16 protein-coding genes are annotated in these 20,086 nt (G+C 63.8%); 9 read left to right on the top strand and 7 right to left on the bottom strand.

Annotation, left to right across the window (positions count from 1 at the left end; translation table 11 throughout):
- Positions 1–88: 88 nt before the first annotated feature.
- Positions 89–1,717: an amidohydrolase gene (locus tag INT40_RS04195; RefSeq protein WP_193070906.1), complete on the top strand. Its 1,629-nt coding sequence runs from the start codon at positions 89–91 to the stop codon at positions 1,715–1,717.
- Between the two features lie 39 nt (positions 1,718–1,756).
- On the opposite strand, the gene INT40_RS04190 is transcribed toward INT40_RS04195, so the two are convergent.
- The 6 genes from INT40_RS04190 to INT40_RS04165 all read right to left on the bottom strand — a co-directional run bounded on the left by INT40_RS04190 (position 1,757) and on the right by INT40_RS04165 (position 8,024).
- Entirely contained in the window at positions 1,757–3,259 is a 1,503-nt protein-coding gene (locus INT40_RS04190) for a sodium:solute symporter family protein (protein WP_193070905.1), read from the bottom strand.
- Positions 3,256–3,525, bottom strand: a complete 270-nt coding sequence (locus tag INT40_RS04185) for a DUF3311 domain-containing protein (RefSeq protein WP_226830796.1) — start codon at positions 3,523–3,525, stop codon at positions 3,256–3,258. The genes INT40_RS04190 and INT40_RS04185 overlap by 4 nt, the downstream gene beginning before the upstream one ends.
- 227 nt (positions 3,526–3,752) lie before the next feature.
- On the bottom strand, positions 3,753–5,156 hold the full coding sequence (locus INT40_RS04180; protein ID WP_101570048.1) for a dihydrolipoamide acetyltransferase family protein: 1,404 nt from the start codon (positions 5,154–5,156) through the stop codon (positions 3,753–3,755).
- Positions 5,156–6,175 (bottom strand): alpha-ketoacid dehydrogenase subunit beta, encoded by a 1,020-nt coding sequence (locus INT40_RS04175; protein WP_101570049.1) that lies wholly within the window; start codon positions 6,173–6,175, stop codon positions 5,156–5,158. Before INT40_RS04175 ends, INT40_RS04180 begins: the two co-directional genes overlap by 1 nt.
- Positions 6,172–7,278 carry a pyruvate dehydrogenase (acetyl-transferring) E1 component subunit alpha gene (gene pdhA, locus INT40_RS04170; protein WP_101570050.1) on the bottom strand — a complete coding sequence of 369 codons (1,107 nt, stop codon included), beginning with the start codon at positions 7,276–7,278 and terminating at the stop codon, positions 6,172–6,174. Before pdhA ends, INT40_RS04175 begins: the two co-directional genes overlap by 4 nt.
- A 140-nt stretch (positions 7,279–7,418) precedes the next feature.
- Positions 7,419–8,024 (bottom strand): hypothetical protein, encoded by a 606-nt coding sequence (locus tag INT40_RS04165; protein WP_226830795.1) that lies wholly within the window; start codon positions 8,022–8,024, stop codon positions 7,419–7,421.
- Between the two features lie 145 nt (positions 8,025–8,169).
- On the opposite strand from INT40_RS04165, the gene INT40_RS04160 reads away from it, so the two are divergent.
- From INT40_RS04160 to INT40_RS04150, 3 genes are all read left to right on the top strand, one after another.
- Positions 8,170–8,820, top strand: coding sequence for a TetR/AcrR family transcriptional regulator (locus tag INT40_RS04160; RefSeq protein ID WP_226830794.1), 651 nt, complete (start codon positions 8,170–8,172; stop codon positions 8,818–8,820).
- Between the two features lie 165 nt (positions 8,821–8,985).
- The gene (locus tag INT40_RS04155) at positions 8,986–10,857 is read left to right on the top strand and encodes a siderophore-interacting protein (RefSeq protein ID WP_193070903.1); all 1,872 of its coding nucleotides are present in this window, start codon (positions 8,986–8,988) and stop codon (positions 10,855–10,857) included.
- A gap of 100 nt (positions 10,858–10,957) precedes the next feature.
- On the top strand, positions 10,958–11,971 hold the full coding sequence (locus tag INT40_RS04150; protein WP_101570052.1) for an ABC transporter substrate-binding protein: 1,014 nt from the start codon (positions 10,958–10,960) through the stop codon (positions 11,969–11,971).
- A 24-nt stretch (positions 11,972–11,995) separates the two neighbouring features.
- On the opposite strand, the gene INT40_RS04145 is transcribed toward INT40_RS04150, so the two are convergent.
- On the bottom strand, positions 11,996–12,454 hold the full coding sequence (locus tag INT40_RS04145) for an Lrp/AsnC family transcriptional regulator (protein ID WP_101570053.1): 459 nt from the start codon (positions 12,452–12,454) through the stop codon (positions 11,996–11,998).
- Positions 12,455–12,856: 402 nt separating this feature from the next.
- Between INT40_RS04145 and INT40_RS04140 the strand changes: the two genes are divergently transcribed.
- The 5 genes from INT40_RS04140 to INT40_RS04120 all read left to right on the top strand — a co-directional run bounded on the left by INT40_RS04140 (position 12,857) and on the right by INT40_RS04120 (position 20,018).
- Positions 12,857–13,633, top strand: a complete 777-nt coding sequence (locus INT40_RS04140; protein ID WP_193070901.1) for an electron transfer flavoprotein subunit beta/FixA family protein — start codon at positions 12,857–12,859, stop codon at positions 13,631–13,633.
- A gap of 11 nt (positions 13,634–13,644) precedes the next feature.
- Entirely contained in the window at positions 13,645–14,631 is a 987-nt protein-coding gene (locus tag INT40_RS04135; RefSeq protein ID WP_193070900.1) for an electron transfer flavoprotein subunit alpha/FixB family protein, read from the top strand.
- 1 nt (position 14,632) lies between these two features.
- Positions 14,633–16,924, top strand: a complete 2,292-nt coding sequence (locus INT40_RS04130; RefSeq protein WP_193095573.1) for a cytochrome b/b6 domain-containing protein — start codon at positions 14,633–14,635, stop codon at positions 16,922–16,924.
- Positions 16,925–17,366: 442 nt separating this feature from the next.
- A complete protein-coding gene (locus tag INT40_RS04125; protein WP_193070898.1) occupies positions 17,367–18,680 on the top strand; it encodes an MFS transporter in 1,314 nt (437 codons plus the stop codon).
- 81 nt (positions 18,681–18,761) lie between these two features.
- Positions 18,762–20,018: an aminopeptidase P family protein gene (locus INT40_RS04120; protein WP_193095572.1), complete on the top strand. Its 1,257-nt coding sequence runs from the start codon at positions 18,762–18,764 to the stop codon at positions 20,016–20,018.
- Positions 20,019–20,086: the final 68 nt, after the last annotated feature.

Below are 20,086 nucleotides of genomic sequence, written 5' to 3'. Positions count from 1 at the left end.
CTCAGCGGCGAAAGACGTCCGACCGCTGAAGGTTGTGACGTGGCACGATGGTGAGCAACTCACACCAGCTGCAGAGACGGAGCACCCCATGGAGGAGAGAACACCGACGATCGTGCGCGCGGATTCGATCGTGTCGCAGGCAGGGACCCCAGCAGGGACTCAAGCAGGCGCCCCCGAACCCGAAGCGCTCGCGATCACCGGCGAGACCATCAGCGCGAGCGGGACGCTGGCCGAACTGCGGGAGCGGTTCCCCGCCGCCGAGGTGCTCGACTTCGGTGACTCGACCATCATCCCGGGCCTCAACGACGCCCACATCCACCTCGCCATGACCGCCGGTGATGCCCTTCACCTCGACCTGTCCCATGAAGCGGTGGGAAATGTTCCCACGCTTCTGGACACGATCGCCGCTGAGGTCAGCACCACCTCGCCGGGGGAATGGGTCAAAGGCAGTCGCTATGACGACGAAAAGACCGGGATCGTCCTCCGCGACGAACTCGACCGGATCGCGCCCGAGACCCCGGTGATCGTCAACCACGTCGCCGGGCACTGGGGCGTTCTCAACTCTGCCGGACTGCGATTCCTCGGGATCGAGGAGTCCTCTCCCGACCCTGACGGTGGCCGCTTCGACCGCTACTCCGACGGTCGACTCAACGGGAAGCTCATCGAGCGGGCGCTGATGAACGTGCTGATGCCGGCCACTGCCCGCGGTGACCGTTTCATCCCCGGTGACACGGTTGAAGATCTGCAGCTCGGTGCCGCGCGGACGATCGCGAAGTGGAGCGCCGCGGGCCTGACCTCGATTTGCGACGCACTCATCAGCCCCCAGGACATCGGGATCCTCTCCGCCGTGCGCGATGCCGATGCGCTGAACCTGCGCATCGGAATGCTCCTGTCCATCGACCACTATGACAAGGCCGTCGAGCTCGGAGTGGGCAGTGGATTCGGTGATGATCGGCTCAAGCTCATCGGCGTCAAAGCCTTCCTCGACGGAGCGATCGGGGGACGAACCTGCCTCCTCTCCGAACCCTTCACCGACCCGAACTATCAGGGTGTGCAGACCACCTCGACCGAGGAGCTGCGGGCAAACGTCGAACGCGTCCATGCCGACGGCAACAGGATCGGCGTCCACGCCAACGGGGACGCCGCGATCCGTCTCGTCCTCGACGCGTTCGAAGACGTCGCCCAGCGCATTCCACGCCCGGGCCTACGTCATCGGATCGAACACTGCAGCCTCATCGACGACGACATCCTCGAGCGGATGAACCGCCTCGGCGCCATTGCGGTCCCCTTCGCCGGATATCCCGGCTATCACGGCGGGGCGCTGAACTCCTGGTACGGGGAGGAGAGGATGGAGAGGATGTTCGCTCACCGCTCGTTCCTCGACAAGGGTGTGACGGTGGCAGGTTCCTCGGACTATCCGTGCGGGCCCTACCAGCCGCTGTTCGGACTGCAGTCACTGATCACCCGCACCGGCGCCGACGATGGGACCACCGTCGGAGCTTCGCAGAAGGTCACAGCAACCGAGGCGCTGTCGATCTTCACGCTCGGATCCGCCGAAGCCTCAGGGGAAGAGTCTTACAAAGGCAGGCTGGCGCCGGGTTACCTCGCCGACTTCACCGTCCTCGGAGACAACCCACTGAGCATCGACCCGCACGGAATCGCGGACATCGACGTGCGAGCGACCTATGTCGGTGGGGACGAGGTGTACGCGGGCTGAGGCCTCCGGCGCCGTGCGTGCAGGTGCCGCTGCCGTGCCTCAGGTGCCCACCTTCGCCCGCTCCGCCGCCGGAACCCAACGCGGGTCCGGCTTAGCGAGAGTGACAACCACGACGACGATGAGGTTGGCGGCGACGGCCCACAGGCCGCCGTTGATGCCCAGCAGCGGATCGTTGCCCGTGTAGTGCAGGGCCACCATGGTCACCGATCCGACGATGAGTCCGGCGGCAGCAGCCTGCTTGCTCATCCGCGGCCAATAGAGGGCGAGGAGCGCGGCGGGCACGACCTGTGCCAGACCTTCGTAACTGAGCACGGACAGCTCAACCAGTGCGTCGGGCATGAGCAGGCTCATCACCAGGGCAATCACACCGACGATGAGACACACCCACTGGGACAGTGTCTTCTGCCGCAGACCCCGCGCAGCCAGCTGGTCCTTCGTCATCGTCGCGGAGTTCTTCGGTCCAGACAGTCCTCCGCCGAGGACCGTGCGTCCCCACATCGAGCCGATCGAGAGCATGTACACGCTCATCGGCACGATGGCTGAGAGTGCACCGGCGACGCCGATGACAGCGACGAGCGGGGCCGGCAGCGAGTCGATGACCACGGAGAACAGCGCCAAGTCTGCATCCTTGAGAGCGGGAATGACGAGGAGCGCTGCCACACCGACCATCATCGGCACGAGAAGCAGCAGCTGGTACCAGGGCAGGATGATGGAGTTGCGGCGCAGAGTGTTCGCCGAGGTGCCCGAGAGGTAACCAGCGATCGACGTGGGGAAGACGGTGATCGTGATCCCGTTGAGGATGATCGTCGAGATGAACCAGGCGCTTCCATACGTTCCCTCGCCCGCACCCGGGAAGGTCAGCCACTGTGACTTCTCGACCACGAGCCGGTCGAGCAGCGGGGCCAGACCGTCGAAGTAGTGCAACGGAACATAGATCGCGAGGAAGGCCACGGCGAGGATGACGAGCCCATCCTTGAGCGCACTGACCCAGGCGGAACCGCGCAGACCGGAGAAGAGGATGAACGCCTCGGCGACGATGAAGGAGATGATGGCGGCGACATTGAGGTCGATGGCCCCGTAGCTCATGGCGTTGACGACGGCGCCCATGCCCTGAATCTGCAGCTGGATGTAGGGGACGATGAACACGGTCGCGAGCACGGCCACGAGGATCGCCAGACCTCGCGAGCGGAAACGGTGCTCGACGATGTCGGAGAGGCTGACGAGTTTGTGCCTGGCCGCATAGGTCCAGAACAGCGGTCCGACGAGGTAGGCGACAACGAGCCCGACGCTGAGGTAGCCGATGAGGTAGAGGATCGGCACACCGTAGGAATACGACCAGCCGGCGGTGCCGAGGAACGAGAACGAGGTATAGGTCTCGCCCGCCATGAGGAGGAGGATGAAGATGAATCCGAGGCCGCGTCCGGAGACCGACCATTCGTCGAGTGACTTCTCACGGCCCCTGCCTGACCAGATGCCGATGCCGATGGTCGCGAGCATACTGAGGCCGAAGATGATGCAGGCGATGATCGCTGAAGAGCTCATTTCTCGGTCTCCTCTCCACCGGCTGCGGGGGTGCTATCGATCGCATAGTCCTCACCGAAGGCAACGTCGGCTGGGACGTATTCGGCCTTGTCGCTGCGGTAGTAATGATCACCGCGTGCGGCCATCCACACGAAGAACCAGGTGAGGATCGTGACGACGATTGTGTAGGTGAGAATGAACGGCATCCCGAAGATACGCGGTTCGATCGTGTTCGCCACGAACGGGGTGAGCAGGTAGAGAACGACCGGCACGATGAGGAAAAGCAACGAGAACCGCCGCCGAGGTGGCCTCGACGGCGGTGATGAATCGTGAACTCCCGACATGCGCAACCTCTTCCCCATCGAATGGACACCGCAGGTGAGCGGACTGCGCCAGGTTAGTGCTGCGCGTCACGGGAGGTGAAAGTCAGTCCGAAATGTGGAATCGGGGTGCGCCGCGCACAATCCTCAAAGGAGAGAGCTGAAGATCTGCTCCCTCAATTGGCCCCAGGCGACTACAGCTCCGGCAGCAGCGAGATCGGGTTTTCGATGCAGTCGGCGATGAAGGTGAGGAACTGGCTCGGTTCGGCACCGTCGCAGGCGCGGTGGTCGAAGACGAATGATAAGAACATGACCTTGCGGACGGTGAGTTCGCCGTCGACGACCCAGGGGCGATCCTTGATCCGTCCGAGGCCGAGCATCGCAACCTCGGGCAGGTTGATGATCGGCGCAGAGCCGTCGACTCCGAACACGCCGTAGTTGTTGAGCGTGAACGTCCCGCCGGTCAGTTCCTGGGTGCTGAACTTGCCGGTCGAGGCCTTGCCGACGGTCTCGGATACCGAGTCGCGCAGCTGCCGCAGGCTCATCTCGCCTGCGCCATGGACGACGGGAACCATGAGGCCACGTGGCGTTTGCGCGGCCAGGCCGAGGTTGATGTCCCCGTGGGTGACGATCTCGTTGTTCTCGGTGTCGATCGAGGAGTTGATGATCGGGTGCTTCTTCAACCCCGCGACGACGAAACGGGACACGAGTGAGAGCAGGGAGTATTTCTCCCCGGTCCTCGACTCGAGGGCGCGTTTGGTATTGAGCAGTTCGGTGGCGTCGACGTCGAGCCAGATCGTGGCTTCGGGAATCTCCTGCCGCGACCGCGTCAGACGCTCGGATACGACCTTGCGCAGTCCCGTGATCGGAGTCCTGGTATCGCGGTCGGCGGGTGACCCGAAAGGGGCCACGTTCGCCGAGGTGGTAGTGCCGACGTGGCCGTCACTGGCCAGAACGGTGTTGTTCGGGACGGAGGTCGTCGTGCCGGACTCGATGGCCTTGAGCACGTCCGCCCTGGTGACGATACCGCCAGCGCCGGTACCCGGGAGATGTTTGGCGCTGAGTCCGTTGTCTTTTGCGAGCTTGCGCACGATCGGGGAGGAGACCGGAGAGACTGAAGGTTCGGCCGGGGGAGTGGCCGCCGGGACTGCACTGTGAGCAGCCGTTGAGCCGCCGGTCTTCGCACCGAAGGACCGTTTCTTCGTCGACCGCGTCTTGGGCTCGGACGTGCCGTATCCGATGAGGTTCGCGCCGCTGCTATCTGAACCGGCACCGGAATCGGAACTGGAACCGGGACCAGAGTCCGCGTTCGCACTCGAACCGGCACCTGCCTCGGCGACGGAAAGCAGGGGCTGACCTGCGGACACGGTGTCACCGGCGTTCGCGTGCAGCGCCTCGATTCGCCCCGTAAACGGGCACGGCAACTCGACGACGGACTTGGCGGACTCGACCTCGACGACCATCTGATCGACATGGACCTCATCGCCGACGTTGACCAGCCAGCTGATGAGCTCGGCCTCGGTCAGTCCCTCACCCAGGTCGGGGAGGATGAAATCGCGGGCGTTCGTCGCGCGCGCGGAACTCGTCTCGGCACCCATCACAGCTCCCAATCCCAGGATTCGAGGGCATCAAGAATGCGTTCGGCGGTCGGCAAGAAGTACTCCTCAAGCTTCGGCGACGGATAGGGCACATCGAAGCCGGTGATCCGCAGGATCGGAGCCGAGAGGTGGGTGAAATTAGCCTCGGTGACCCGGGCAGCCACCTCGGCGCCGTAGCCACCGAACTGGGCAGCCTCATGGATGATCGCGGCACGAGACGTCTTTCGCACCGACGCGGACACCGTCTCATCGTCGAAGGGCGAGAGCGACCGCAGGTCGATGACCTCGATCGACAGTCCATGCTCTGCACCGTCCTCGGCCGCGGCCAGGGCGGTGCGCACGGTGGGACCGTAGGTCAGCAGGGTCACGTCCGAGCCTTCGCGGACAACCTGCGCTCGATCCATCGGTGCGGTCTGCACGGGCAGGCTGAGCTTGTCCTTCATCCAGTACCGGGACTTCGGCTCCATGAAGATGACCGGATCCTCGGAGGCGACTGACTCGCGCAGCAGAGAGTAGGCATCGGCTGGGTTCGAGGGCGTGACGACGGTCAGGCCCGGAGTCGAACACCAATAGGCCTCTGAGGAATCCGAGTGATGCTCGACGCCGCCGATGTCACCGGCGTAGGGAATCCGGATGGTGATCGGCAGGCTGACATGGCCCTTCGTGCGGTTGCGCATCTTCGCCACGTGGGACACGATCTGCTCGAAGGCAGGATAGGCGTAGGCATCGAACTGCATCTCGATGACCGGGCGCATCCCGGCCATCGCCATACCGATCGCGGTGCCGACGATGCCGGACTCCGCCAGCGGCGAGTCCCAGACCCGTTCGGGTCCGAATTCCTTCCGCAGACCTTCGGTGACACGGAATACCCCGCCGAGGCGACCGACATCTTCACCGAAGACCAGGACGGTGTCGTCCTCGGCCAGACTGTCGCGCAGAGCCTGGTTGAGTGCCTTCGTCATCGTCACCGAGGCCGGTGCCGGAACGTCTTCTGCCGTGGTGAGCGCGGTGACGGTCATGACTGAGCCGCCGCTGCCAGCTCGGCTTCGAGCTTGCCCTGCTGGGCGATGAGGTTCGCACGCGGATTCGCATAGACGTAGGCGAAGAGTTCGCTCGGATCGACCTCGGCCTCGGTGTTCATGGCGTCACGGACCGAGGTGGCAAGCTCCTCTGCGCTCGCCGTGATCTCAGCGGCGGTCTCGTCATCGAGGACCCCGGCTGTGCGCAGGTGCTTCTCGAGGCGGTCGATGGGATCGAACTGCTTCCAATGCTCGACCTCCTCGGCGTCACGGTACTTCGTGGGATCGTCGGAGTTCGTGTGCGACTCCATCCGGTAGGTCAGGCACTCGATGAGGGTCGGCCCCTCACCGTTGCGGGCGCGTTCGAGGGCTGCCGTAACGGCGGCGAACACGGCGGCGATGTCGTTGCCATCAACGCGCAGTCCCGGCATTCCATAGCCGGCGGCGCGGTCGGCGAGCATGGTCGCGTTCGACTGCTCACGCAGCGGAGTCGAGATCGCATACTGATTGTTCTGCAGCACGAAGACGGTCGGGGTCTGCCACACCGAGGCGAAGTTGAAGGCCTCATGGGTGTCGCCCTCGCTGCTGGCGCCATCGCCGAGGAAGGTCAGGGTGCAGGCGTCTTCGCCCTTGAGCTTCGCGGCCATGGCGAAGCCGGTCGCGTGCAGGGTCTGCGTTGCCAGGGGTGTCGCCGCAGGTGAGGTGTGATATTCGTTCGGATCGAACCCGCAATGCCAGTCGCCGCGGAAGGCCGCGAGGATCTCTGTCACAGGAACACCGCGGGTCAGCAGCGACGCGGAGTCGCGGTAGGTGGGGAACAGCCAGTCGTTGGGTGCCAGTGCGGTGGTCGCACCGACCTCGATGGCTTCCTGGCCGGCGGCGGAGGGGTAGGTCGCCAGGCGTCCCTGTCTGGTCAGATGCGTAACCTGTGCCTCGAATCGACGGACCTGCACCATCTTCTGATAGAGCCCCAAGAGGGTGCGATCGCTGGGGATCGTGAGCCCATCGGCAGGGACATCGGCGGGCTGCCCGTCTGCACCGATGAAGCTGACGGGCTGCAGCTGGGGCAGTGCGCGGCGAGAGGTGGGAACGTCAATGGTCATGACCCCATCGTGGCGTGAGCCGAGTCACCGATCCAGGGTCTGCGAGCAGCCCCGGACGCCGATGCCGATTGTGTTGAGAAGTGTGGACGAAGTGCTCGGTTGTCGTGTGGGCGGAGGGACGTTTGGCCGGGGTGCGGAGCTCAGATTTCGCCCCACCGATAGCCGCGCGAGGTGAACGCTTCGGCGACCTCATCCTTCTTGCCTTCGACGTCTCCCTTGTACGCCTGGTGACCGCCTGCGGTGAGGACCGTCAGTTTGCCGCCGTCGAAATAGGCAGTGGAGAAAGAGGCTCGCGAGATCCGCAGCGGATGGTCGTCGGGGCGCCCGATGAGGATGTCGTCATCGCTGATGCGCAAGGGAGTCGTCGAGACGGTGATGACAACGGTGGCGATCGCGCCGATTACCGCACCGATGATGGGTCGGGCGATGACGACCCAGGCCTGGTCGAATTGGCTGAGCTTTTCGACGGCATCTCCGAAAGGGATCGGGAATCTCGCGGCGAAGGCACCCAGCGCGGGAAGGAAGAATCCGAGGGCGATGCCGACCCCCACGCAGACTGCGCCGATGACGATGACCTCGGTCCAGCCGAGGGCGAACACCGAGGCGTCGTCGGGTGCGGGACTTCCTGAAGTGCCGTTTGGCTCGGACGTCTCGATCGAATGTGTGCGGTTGGTGTGGGGTTCCCTGTCTGCCATGGTCTCTCCGAGCCTTGCTGCGACGACGATCTGTGGGGAATCGTCGGGCATTCGCGTCAATGTCGATGGTTCGCGTAGGGGTCAGCGAACCAAGTGGTATATGAGTGTACCAAACTGGAACAATGGTGTACCACCATAAATGTGATCAGGCATGATTGACGGAAGGAAGAGACTGGCCGAAGGAATGAGGGCGTTGATGGGTGAGGTGAACGGCGGAATGCGTCGGCTGGGGAAGGACGCCCTGGTCACGGAGGCGCTGGCCGTGCTCGCCGAGGATTCGGGGGCGTCGATGGCGGATATCGCGAATTCCATCGGTGTTGGGCGGACGACTCTCTACCGGCACTTCGGTGACCGTGAGGCCCTGATTGCCGAGGTGGCTCGGCAGGGGGCGCGCATGTTCACCGACGCATTGCAGGGCGCTCGCCTGCACGCGGGTCTCGGCCTCGAGGCCGTCGAGAGAGTCTGCGCGCAGCTGTTCACCGTTCCGGATGTCCTCACGCTCATGTTCGCCGACAATCCGATCATCACAGACGATGTCTTCGCCGAGGTGGAGCGTGAGCAGAGTGCCGGGCCGGGAGCCGCCTCGACGGGCGGTGACGACGCGACTGGCGAGGGTGGCCCGGGGGAAGGCGACCCCGTTGAGGTGATCATCCGGAGGGGCCAGGGCGACGGCTCCATTGCCCGGGATGTGCCTGTCGAGTGGGCGGCGATGTACGTGTTCCTGACAATCGGATCGGGGCACCTCTACGACGTGAGCTCTCGCTCCGGTGATCGCGACCAGAGCGGTCGCGCGGCCGCTCTGGAGCTGACGATCCGAGCGATCAGGAAGACTCTGAGCCCAACCTAGGGCAACCTCGGCGTCGGCACTTGTAGGGTTTCCATCGGTTAGGTTAGGCTGACCTTTGAGACAGAAGGAGCATTCGTATGCCTCTGGCAGTTGACACACCTGCTCGAAGCGGCGAACTCCTGGTCTCGACGTTTCATCCGTCAAGAGACCCTCGGAGCTGAATCCATGCCGCGAACTTCCAGGCCTATGCAGGTATTGCCGATCGTCCTGCGCGAGGTGGAAGTCACGGACATCACGGACATCACGCCGAACATGCGACGCCTGACAGTGGCAGGCGACGACTTGTCGGCGTGCATGGTGAACGGGATGCCACGGCCGCAATTCCGCTCCGAGGGCTTCGACGATCACGTCAAACTCGTCATCCCGACGCCCGAAACCGAATCCATCGACATCGGTGAGCAGGGAGAATTCCGGTTCAACTGGAATCGCGAGGCTCTGAACTTCACCCGCGACTACACGGTTCGAAGCATCGCCGCGGACTCCAGCTCTTTCACCTTCGACGTCGTCCGCCACGACTCGGGACTCGCCTCTGATTGGGCCTTCGACGCAGCTGTCGGCGACAGCCTCAATTTCGCCGGACCCAAGACCTGCTCCGGCATCAGCGAAGGAATCGATTTCCACCTGCTCGTCGCCGACGAAACCGCCCTGCCCGCAGTGGGGCGCTGGCTCGAGACCGCTCCCGCAGGCACCAGGGGACATATCATCGTCGAGGTCGCGAGCACCACTGATATTCAGGAGATCCGCACGGAAGCCGAAGTCGAAATCGACTGGCTGGTCCGAGGCTCCACCGCGCCGGGGGAGTCCACCCTCTTGTACGAAGCCGTGCAGAACATCGCTCTGCCCCCAGGCCGAACTTACGCATGGTGCGCGGGTGAGGCGCTGACCGTTGCACCCATCCGGCGTCACCTGCGACGTGACCTCGGGCTGCCCAAGGAAGACGTCGAAGTCCTCGGGTACTGGCGCAAGGTCTCCACGGTGAAGGACTCCGAGCCCGCAGCGCACGAGAACACTGAGGCTGCCGCAGGTGAGAAGGGCGAGAATGCCGAGGTTGCCGCAGGCGAATCAGTCGGTTCCCCAGAGGCTTCCGATAGCAGCCAGAACATCGTCAGTGACGTCCATGAGATGACCGAGATCCTGCCCCCGATCATCACCCGTATCGCAGTCACCCTCGGCATCGGCGATCTCATCGCAGGGGGAGCCACCACCGCCGAGGCGATCGCCGCCCAGGCGGGCATCGATCCCGATGGTGCACGCGTAGTCCTCACCGCCCTGTGTGCACTCGGCCTGCTGACACGCGAGGGCGAGAACTACCGCAACACTCAGTCCGGCGCCGTGCTCATCGGCGACGGTGTCGGGGACGGACTCAACCTTGACGATCCGGCGGCGCGGGACCTGTTCTCGATCGTCAACCTCCTCGACCTCATCAGGGGCGGTGGCAGGTCCACGGCCACACCCACCTCGGCGACGGAGTCCCTCGTCTGGGCGGAACGGCGCGCGGCCGACGCCACTCTCGACGCCGCTCACCGGAGCCGGACGCTCGAGCACCTGCAGTACGTCCTCGACATCATCCTAGATCTCGACCCCATCGCCTCCGCCTCGAGCATCGCTCTGACCGGCGACGCCGGCGCCGAGGTGGCCGCCGCCCTCACGCGCAAGGCCCCGGAGGCAGGACGCAGCATCCACTCCCCCGGGCTTCGCGCCCATGCGGGCGAGGAAGCCTGGCCCGTCGTCGACACCACCCTCGTACTCGCGGGACTGACTGGCCGTTCGCGAGAGGATGCGAAAGCGCATTTGGCGCGAATTCTCGCGTCCAGTCGCAGCCTCGTCATCGTCGAACCCTTCACCGACGACGCCGAGGCCGATGACCATCAGGCCGAGGAGCTCGTCGCCACTTTCGCAATGACCGGAAACGCTTCGTGGACGAGTCGCGAGGTCTGTGCCTGCATCACCGAGCTCGGCGTCGAGTCGGTCGAGGTCGTCGACATCGGGTGGGGCTTCGGACGCTTCCGCAGTGCTGTCATCGCCCGAAGGCCTTAAGCGCTCACCCCTCACCTGTCCCTCTGACAACCCGCATTCTTCCCTCTGCCCAGGAGGGGTCATCAGTCGCGAGCCGCCTGCTCGACGTTGAAAGGAACACATGAAACTCAATCGCATCGCCACAGCCGTGATCGCCTCAGTGGCCAGTCTTGGACTATTGGCAGGCTGTGCAGGCGGTGGTGGAGGCGCCGAGGCCTCGGGTGAGGCCGAGACCCGCACCGTCACGGATTCCAGTGGCGCCGAGGTCGAAGTCCCCGCTGATCCGAAGAACGTCGCGACCCTGCACTATGCCGCCACCGAGACCCTCATGGACCTTGACCTGCCTCCCGTCGGGCAGGGCGAATTTCAGGAGCCCTCAGTGCCCGAAAAATGGGTCGATCAGCTCGGCGACATCCCTGTCGTGGCCCAAGAGGAGCCCGACCTGGAGAAGCTCGCCGAGGTGTCACCCGACCTCATCCTCGCCCCCAACATCTATGAGCAGGACATGATCAAGCAGTTGGAGGAGATCGCGCCGGTCTACCAATTCACACTGCGCGGCGGCGACCGGGCGAACTGGCAGCAGCGAGTCGAGGAAGTCGCCGAGGCGATCAACCAGACCGATGATCTCAAAGAGCTCGACGCCGACTTCCAGGCGGAGCAGAAGGAGATCGCCGAAGAGTACGGCGAGGTCACCAAGGGCACGAAGCTCGGAGTCGTCTCCTCCTTCGAAGACAACTCCGCCTACCTCTGGGGCAGTGAGAACATGGTCGGCACCCTGTTCACTCCGCTCGGCCTGGATTGGTCGGCTGACGAGGACGCCACTATCAAGAAGTACGCGAAGGCCAGCCAGGGCGGCAACAAGTCGGGCATCAAGGAGCCCGAGGCCCAGATCTCAATGGAGGTCCTCGACAAGAGCCTGACAGATGCCGACGTCATCTTCGTGACCTCGAACATGCGCGGCGAGTACGACGAGCTGACGAAGACGATGATGGATTCGGCGGTCTTCAAGGACCTGCCCGCGGTCAAAGCCGGACATGTCTACCCGCATGGCAAGGCCACGATCGCCGGATACTCCGACGCGAAGTACGGGGTCGAGATGGCCGAGAAGGCGATCAAGGAATACCAGAAGGGCTGAAGGCCGGGACTCTGAGTGAGTCGCTCAGTGGCCTGAGCCGGGCCTGTGTCCTTCCGCCTCATCGAGGATGAGCAGAGAGCGGGAGGACACCACGCCGGGTACTTCGTGGATCCTGCGCAGGATGACCTGGGACAGTGCAGTGTTGTCGGGAGCATTCACGGTCACCAGGGCATCGATGTCACCGCTGACAGCCTGAACCTTCTCCACGAACGGCAGCTCGGCAAGATCGTCTCTGACTTTGGGCCACGGGCGATCGCCGATTTTCACGACGACCACTGCGGTCACGGTCATGCCGAGGGCACTGCGGTCCACCTCGGCGGTGAATTTCTTGATCGCCCCGGACTCGACGAGAACCGAGAAGCGTTTATGGGCGGCCGACCGGGAGATGTGCACCCTCTCGGCCAGTTGGCGCACGCTCAGGCGTGAGTCGTCGACAAGAGCGGCGATGATGCTGCGGTCGATGTCGTCGAGATCGAATGCCACGTGGCGCTCCTTCAACGTTGATGCGGGCGTCGGACTCTTCGGTCCAGTTCCGGTACCTGGTCGCAGTCGGTGGCTTCCGATGCCTGGTCACGGTCGGTGCCTCCATTCTAGGGCCCCTTTTCTGTGCGCGCTCCTCACTGCTTTCGGAAGCCGCCTCGTACATCGCGATGATGACCAATCTGCTTTGGAGATGACGACCCATCAGCTTTTGGCGGGTAGAATTTGTTCGAACGTTCGTACAATTGGCATGTTAGCTATGGCACACAGGAAGTAGGATGTCTGACTGAGTACTTTTCCGGGCTTCCTCGTGAACCCGGGTGTCGGGCGAGAACGTGCTGACGGTAGATTATGAGGCAGAAGTCTCATTTGCAGATGAATTGCCTCACGGAATAGGAGTCATCCTTGAAGATCGCGGTGTTGGTCAAAGAGGTCCCGGATACATACGGGGATCGGAAACTGAATTTGGAAACCGGCTTGGCGGATCGTTCCGCCTCGGAAGCGGTTCTCGACGAAATCGGCGAGCGTGCCCTCGAAGTCGCGCTTTCCTATAAGGACAGCAGTGACGGAACCGAGGTGACCGTCATTTCGATGGCGCCATCGACCGCGACCGCCACGATCCGCAAGGGCCTGGCTATGGGCGCGGACAACGCCGTACACATCTCCGACGAGGAACTCCTCGGCGCCGACCTCGGCCTCACCTCCGAAGTCCTGGCCGCAGCCATTCGCCGTGGCGGCTTCGACCTCGTCGTCACTGGCAACGTCTCCACCGACGGCAACGGCGGCATGATTCCCGCCATGCTCGGCGAGCACCTGGACTTCCCGCATGTGACCGGCCTGACCTCGGTTGAGATCAGCGACGGCAAGGTTGCAGGGACCCGCGGAGTCGAGGGCGGCAAGCAGGAAGTCAGCGCCGAACTCCCGGCCGTCGTCTCCATCACCGAGGCGCTTCCCGAGGCCCGCTTCCCGAACTTCAAGGGCATCATGGCCGCGAAGAAGAAGCCCTTCGAGGTGATCGCGCTGTCCGACCTCGAGGTCGATGCTAACGACCAGTCCACAGCACGATCAATCATGGTCACCGTGGCCGAGAAGCCGCCGCGCGAAGCCGGAGAGAAGATCGTCGACGAAGGAAACGGCGGAGCAGAGCTCGCCGAATACCTCATCAAGAACCGCCTGGCCTAAGGAGAATCGATATGTCCGAATTCGCACAAGACTCCATTCTCGCCGTCCTCACCGTCGACTCCGAGGGTCAGTTGGAGAAGCCGGCTGCTGAGCTGCTCGGCGGTGCCGGTGAGATCGGTTCACCCGTTGCGCTCGTGCTCGCACCTGCTGGTCGCGGCGAGGCCGCGGCGCAGCAGGCCGCATCATTGGGTGCCGTGCAGGTGCTCACCGCCGAGGTTCCAGAGGGCAACTCCGCTCTGGGAACCTTCGCAGTCGATGCCCTCAGCGCTGCGAGCGACCTTGTCGCACCCGATGCCATCCTCATCTCGCACTCGATCGACGGCAGAGACATCGCCGGACGCTTCGCAGTCCGCAACGGCTCGGCCGTCTCGGTCGACGCACTGGGCGTCGAGCGTGACAGCGAAGGTATCGTAGCCAACCACTCCGTCTACGGCGGCGGCTACACCGCAACCTCGGCACCGACCTTCGGTGCCCCGGTCATCACCATTCGTCAGGGATCCATCGAGACCCGTGGGGAAGCCCAGTCTGCGAACGCTCAGGCCATCGAGGTTGCCGATTCCGGCAAGCGCTCGGCCCAGATCGACTCCTTCGAAGCCGTGGTCGAGACCTCTTCGCGTCCCGAGCTGCGTGGCGCCTCGAAGGTCGTCTCCGGTGGCCGCGGTGTCGGCTCCGAAGAATCCTTCGAGCTCGTCGGCGAACTCGCCGACGTCCTCGGTGCTGCTGTCGGTGCCTCACGTGCGGCCGTCGATGCCGGATACATCGCCCAGTCTCACCAGGTCGGACAGACCGGTGTCTCCGTGTCGCCGCAGCTCTACGTTGCACTCGGCATCTCCGGTGCGATCCAGCACAAGGCCGGTATGCAGACCTCGAAGACGATCGTGGCTGTGAACAAGGACGGCGAGGCGCCGATCTTCGACATCGCCGATTACGGCGTCGTCGGCGACCTGTTCAAGGTCGTCCCGCAGTCGATCGAGACCTTGAAAGAGAAACAGTCCTGATATGGCCACGTACTCCAGTTCGCTGCGCTCGGGCCTGCCCAGAGTTCCGGGCGGTGAGCCATGGCCCCCAGAGGGTGTCATCGGTGAGCCGGTCGAGCCGGGTGCCTCAGCTGCAGCGGAAGAATCGTTCGAGCCGGAATCAGCCGATGCCGGCGCCGAGGTGGATGACTCGGTAGACGCGGATGAGTCGGCAGCTGCCGAGTCGCCCGAAGCTGCCCAAGACTCCGGCTCCGTCGGGGCCGGTGCGGCAGTCGGCGTGGCCGGTGTTGCTGCGGGTGCAGCTGCTGGTTCCGCCGCCGTTGCCTCCGAGGCGAGCAGTGAGGTTCCGCTGCGCCGGGGTCTGCCCCGCGTTGAAGGCGGCGAACCATGGCCACCCGAGGGGCTCGCGCCCGCCGGCGTGAAGGCCGCCTCGAGTTCGGAAGCTGCTCCGGCGGCCTCCGACTCTGACGCTCAGGAAGCAACTGCTTCCGAGGCGCCTGCTGAAGCTGAGTCTGCTGATGCGAGCTCCGCAGCGACTGGGTCTGCAGCATCTGAGCCAGAAGCGACTGAGTCGGCACCTGCCGGCGACGTTCCCCTGCGCCGTGGACTGCCCCGCGTTGCCGGCGGCGAACCATGGCCGCCAGAGGGACTGGCTCCAGCCGGTGCGAAAGCCGCCTCGGCGACTTCTGCTTCCACGTCCGCGCCTGCAGCTGCCGCCGCTCCGGCCGCCGCAGACTCAAGCGCATCCACAGATACTCCAGCTGCAAGTGAGAAGCCTGCCGAGACGGAAAAGTCATCGGCAGCTCCCGCCGGTGCAGCAACCGCTGGCGCAGCCGGTGCAGCTGTTGGTGCGACTGCCGCCGGTGCCGCTGCTTCCTCCGGGAAGAAGTCATCCGGTGAGCTCAGCGATACACCTCTGCGTCGTGGACTGCCTCGTGTGGCGGGCGGGGATCCATGGCCTCCAGAGGGCTTTGCACCTGCTTCTGCCGAGTCGGCTCCAGTCTCCACCGAACCGGCTCCTGCTGCTTCAGGGGCGTCGGCTCCGGCTGAGAAGACGCCTGAACAGTCATCGAGTGATTCCTCTTCGGCTGCTCCTGCAGCCGCTGCGGGAGCAGCAGCCGTCGGTGCCGGTGCGGCCGGTGCCGCAGCTGCGGCCTCAAGCTCGGACGATAAGGCAGATCAGTCCGCTCAGGACGAGAAGCCAGCCGCCACCTCGGCGGCTCCGAAGTCGTCACGGTCCGGACTGCCGAAGTCCACAGGACCCGCGCAGAAGAAGCCGACGGCCAAACCCGCCGCTAAGGCGACGGACAAGCCGACCGCGAAGCCGGCAGCGAAGCAGGCCGACAAGCCTGCCGCCAAGGCGAGCTCGGCCTCGGCTGCCAAGAGCGCTGCACCGAAGAAGAAGGAACCGACGATGATCGGTTCGAAGTCCGTGGGTCAGTGGGCGAAGCTCGGTGGCTTGGGACTCGTCGGACTCGTCATCGTCGCGGGCGTCATCGTCCTCGCCGCAAGGGGTCTGACGACTCTGCCCGGTGTACCTGAGTTCCTCAAGCGCTACCCGGGCGAGTATGAACTGCCCGCGTTCGTCGATGACGGATTCCCCGGTTGGGCGAGGTGGACTCACTTCCTCAACATGTTCTTCATGGTCCTCATCATTCGGTCCGGGCTCCAAGTTCGGCACCAGCAGAAGCCGCCGGCTTTCTACACCCCGAAGAAGGGTGGCAAGAAGGTCAGCATCAACCTGTGGTTCCACACTGGTCTCGACCTGCTGTGGATGGTCAACGGCGTCGTCTTCGTCGTCCTGCTGTTCGTGTCCGATCACTGGGCGCGCATCGTACCGACCAGCTGGGAAGTGTTCCCGAACGCTGTCTCGGCCATGCTGCAGTACATGATGTTGGACTGGCCTGCGGAAGACGGCTGGGTCAACTACAACTCGCTCCAGCAGCTGATGTACTTCCTGGTGGTCTTCGTGGCAGCTCCGTTGGCCGCGATCACGGGTCTGCGAATGAGCGAATGGTGGCCGAAGGACGCCACCAAGCTCAACAAGATCTACCCGGCGCCGCTGGCTCGGGCGATCCACTTCCCGACGATGATCTTCTTCGTTGTGTTCATCCTCATCCACGTGTTCCTCGTCTTCACGACGGGAATGCTGCAGAACCTCAACCACATGTTCTCAGGATCGGATCAGCTCAACTGGGTCGGCTTCATCTGGTTCGTGGTCTCGCTGGCAGTCATCGTCGGCGGCTGGTTCGCCGCCAGGCCGATGCTGCTGGCACCGATCGCGAATATGTTCGGCCGGGTCTCCAGCCGGTAGCGGGATTCGCAGCACAGGACCTCGAGGGCCCCTGCAGGACGTTTGAGTTCTGCAGGGGCCTTCGTCGTGCCGCAATACGTCCTGCAGGTGAATGTGTGCCAGCGGTTGGCAAGTTCTTCGCGATCCAGCGCCGCTTCTCGAACATTCGATACCAACAGTTGTCGGGGGATGGCTGGCCCACAGCCCTTTGCGAACTGCGAGGTAGTCGATCAGTTGCGAAGAGCGTCGGCGTTCGATGCCGACCTGCGATAGTGCACCGTTGACGACTGACGTGCGTCGACCCAGCACACGGTTTCCTTGGCGACAACCCTTGACCGGGAAGTTCGCCGCCTCTATTGTTGATGCAACAGGGTTGCACTGATTGCAACTGACTCATATCAGTCACGATGATGGAGAAGACAAAGATGTCGATATTCGCTCCCATGAGATCGGCGGTGTGACCATGACTCAGGTCTCGGATCCCGCCACCTCCCCTTCGGTCAAACAGAAGCGCGTCCTGCGCCGTGTCATCTCCGCGAGCTTCATCGGCAACTTCGTTGAGTGGTTCGACTACGGCGTCTACGGATACTTCGCGGCTACGATCGCACTCGTCTTCTTCCCTGCCTCAGAGGGCAACATCGCTCTGCTCTCAACCTTCGCGGTCTTCGCGGTGTCCTTCGTCGTTCGTCCGATCGGCGGGTTCATCTGGGGTCACATCGGCGACAAGATCGGTCGTCGTTCGGCGCTGTCCGTGTCGATCCTCATCATGTCGGTCTCGACCTTCGCCATCGGCCTGCTGCCCAGCTACGCTATGGTCGGTCTGTTCGCGCCTCTCCTCCTCCTGCTCGTCCGCCTCGTCCAGGGATTCTCCGCGGCTGGCGAATATGCGGGTGCCTCGGCATTTCTCGTCGAATATGCGCCCCCGGGCCGGCGTGGTCTCTACGGGGCAGTGGTCCCGGCCAGCACCGCTTCCGGGCTCCTGCTGGGCTCCGTGCTCGCCGCGATCCTGACCTCTGTGCTCACCGACGTGCAGCTGGAGACCTGGGGCTGGAGGTTGCCGTTCTTCCTCGCGGCTCCCATGGGTCTCATCGGCCGCTATATCCGCACGCGACTCGAAGACACCCCGGCCTTCCGTGAACTGGCCCAAGAGGACGAAGTCATCAAGGCGCCGGTCTTCGCAATGTTCCGCGACCATTGGCGCCCCCTCATCATCGCCATGTGCGCGGTTCTGCTCAATGCGGTCGGTTTCTACGTGGTGCTCACCTATATGCCCACCTACCTCACGACGGAATTGGGATACGGTGCCACCGAATCCTTCGTCGCCACGACGATTGCGCTGCTGACGTATATCGGCTTCATCCTGCTGACAGGGCTGGCCTCGGACCGGTTCGGGCGCAAGCGGATGCTCTTCATCGCCTCCATCGTCTTCATCATCTTCACAGTTCCGGCGTTCATGCTTCTCGGCTCCGGCAGCTTCACCGTCGTCGTCCTCGTCCAGATCGCTCTGGGCGGCATGTTGACGCTCAACGACGGGACGCTGCCGACCTTCCTCGCCGAGATGTTCCCGACGAGGATCCGCTACACCGGATTCGCCGTCAGCTTCAACCTCTCGAATTCCCTCTTCGGCGGCACGGCACCGTTCATGGCCACCCTGCTCATCGGAGTGACGAATTCGCCGCTGGCACCCGGCTGGTATCTCATGGCTGCCGCCGTCGTCTGCCTGGGCGCGGTCCTCTGTGCCAAAGAGACTTTCCACAAACCCCTGCGCGAAGTTTGATCCGCGCAGACGCACCCCTCCCGGCTCACTCGCAACGCACCCCGACCCACCCACGGTTCACCCACACGAGAAGGAGATCTCATGACCACCACAACCACCGACACCGCCTCCGTCGCCGACCTCGAGCGCCTCAAGGTCCTCCACAACGGTTCCAAGTCGACGCTGACGTTCTCCGACGCAGAGATGGAGCGGCGCCTGACCGGGCTGCGGACGATCATGGCCGAGAAGGAACTCGACGCCGTTGTGCTCACCTCTTATCACAACATCAAATATTATTCAGACTTCCTCTTCACCTACTTCGGTCGCTCCTACGCGATGGTCGTCACCCCAGACGACTCTGTGACGATCACGGCCAACATCGACGCGGGCATGCCCTGGCGGACGAGTTACGGTGAGAACATCGTCTACACGGACTGGCGCCGGGACAACTACCTCTACGCCATCCAGGAAGGTCTGCGCCAGCGCGGCATCGCCGCCCCCAAGCGCCTCGGCGTCGAGGACGACAACCTGCCCCTGGAGAATCGCAACAAGATCCAGGGGGCCTTCCCCTCGGCAGGCCTCGTCGACATCTCACAGGCCGCGATGCGTCAGCGTATGATCAAGTCAGCTGAGGAGATCGAGGTGATCAAGCACAGCGCCCGGATCGGAGACCTCGGCGGGGAGGCGATCAAGGCCGCGATCACCGAAGGCATCAGTGAGTACGAAGTCGCCCTCATCGGCACCGAGGCGATGGTCCACGAGATCGCCGAGACGTTCCCCGACCAGGAGATCCGCGACACCTGGGTGTGGTTCCAATCGGGCATCAACACCGATGGAGCGCACAATTGGGCGACGACGCGGAAGGTGCGCAAGGGCGACATCCTCAGCCTCAACTGCTTCCCGATGCCCTCGGGCTACTACACCGCTCTCGAGCGCACCCTGTTCTACGGTGAGCCCGACCAGGCCTCGCTCGACCTGTGGAATGTCAACGTCGAGGTGCACAAGCGGGGCATCGAACTGATCAAGCCCGGAGCGGTGTGCAAGGACATCGCGGCCGAGCTCAACGAGATCTACTTCGAGCACGGTCTGTTCCCGAACCGCACCTTCGGATATGGTCACTCCTTCGGTGTGCTCAGCCACTACTACGGCCGCGAAGCGGGCCTCGAACTGCGCGAGGACATCGACACCGTGCTCGAGCCGGGCATGGTCGTGTCGATGGAGCCGATGATCACCGTCCTCGAGGGGCAGCCGGGAGCCGGCGGCTACCGCGAGCACGATATCTGCGTCGTCGGCGAGTCCGGATTCGAGGACATTACGAAGTTCCCCTTCGGACCCGAGCACAACATCATCCCTGCCTGAGCGGCACGACCGCTCACGCAGGAGCTGAAGCAGGAAGGACCGGGTCGCTCCCGGAAATGTCCGCGGGC

The organism is Brevibacterium sp. FME17 (genome assembly GCF_014897515.1).
Lineage (GTDB): Bacteria > Actinomycetota > Actinomycetes > Actinomycetales > Brevibacteriaceae > Brevibacterium.
The sequence above is the reverse complement of the archived record's forward strand: the minus strand, read 5'-3'. Positions and strand labels throughout refer to the sequence as shown.

What these genes read in the sequence shown, in the direction of transcription:
- INT40_RS04195 (WP_193070906.1), top strand. Translation starts at nt 89, where the DNA reads ATGGAGGAGAGAACACCGACGATCGTGCGCGCGGATTCGATCGTGTCG.
- INT40_RS04190 (WP_193070905.1), bottom strand. Translation starts at nt 3,259, where the DNA reads ATGAGCTCTTCAGCGATCATCGCCTGCATCATCTTCGGCCTCAGTATG.
- INT40_RS04180 (WP_101570048.1), bottom strand. Translation starts at nt 5,156, where the DNA reads ATGGGTGCCGAGACGAGTTCCGCGCGCGCGACGAACGCCCGCGATTTC.
- INT40_RS04175 (WP_101570049.1), bottom strand. Translation starts at nt 6,175, where the DNA reads ATGACCGTCACCGCGCTCACCACGGCAGAAGACGTTCCGGCACCGGCC.
- pdhA (WP_101570050.1), bottom strand. Translation starts at nt 7,278, where the DNA reads ATGACCATTGACGTTCCCACCTCTCGCCGCGCACTGCCCCAGCTGCAG.
- INT40_RS04165 (WP_226830795.1), bottom strand. Translation starts at nt 8,024, where the DNA reads ATGCCCGACGATTCCCCACAGATCGTCGTCGCAGCAAGGCTCGGAGAG.
- INT40_RS04160 (WP_226830794.1), top strand. Translation starts at nt 8,170, where the DNA reads ATGGGTGAGGTGAACGGCGGAATGCGTCGGCTGGGGAAGGACGCCCTG.
- INT40_RS04155 (WP_193070903.1), top strand. Translation starts at nt 8,986, where the DNA reads ATGCCGCGAACTTCCAGGCCTATGCAGGTATTGCCGATCGTCCTGCGC.
- INT40_RS04150 (WP_101570052.1), top strand. Translation starts at nt 10,958, where the DNA reads ATGAAACTCAATCGCATCGCCACAGCCGTGATCGCCTCAGTGGCCAGT.
- INT40_RS04135 (WP_193070900.1), top strand. Translation starts at nt 13,645, where the DNA reads ATGTCCGAATTCGCACAAGACTCCATTCTCGCCGTCCTCACCGTCGAC.
- INT40_RS04130 (WP_193095573.1), top strand. Translation starts at nt 14,633, where the DNA reads ATGGCCACGTACTCCAGTTCGCTGCGCTCGGGCCTGCCCAGAGTTCCG.
- INT40_RS04125 (WP_193070898.1), top strand. Translation starts at nt 17,367, where the DNA reads ATGACTCAGGTCTCGGATCCCGCCACCTCCCCTTCGGTCAAACAGAAG.
- INT40_RS04120 (WP_193095572.1), top strand. Translation starts at nt 18,762, where the DNA reads ATGACCACCACAACCACCGACACCGCCTCCGTCGCCGACCTCGAGCGC.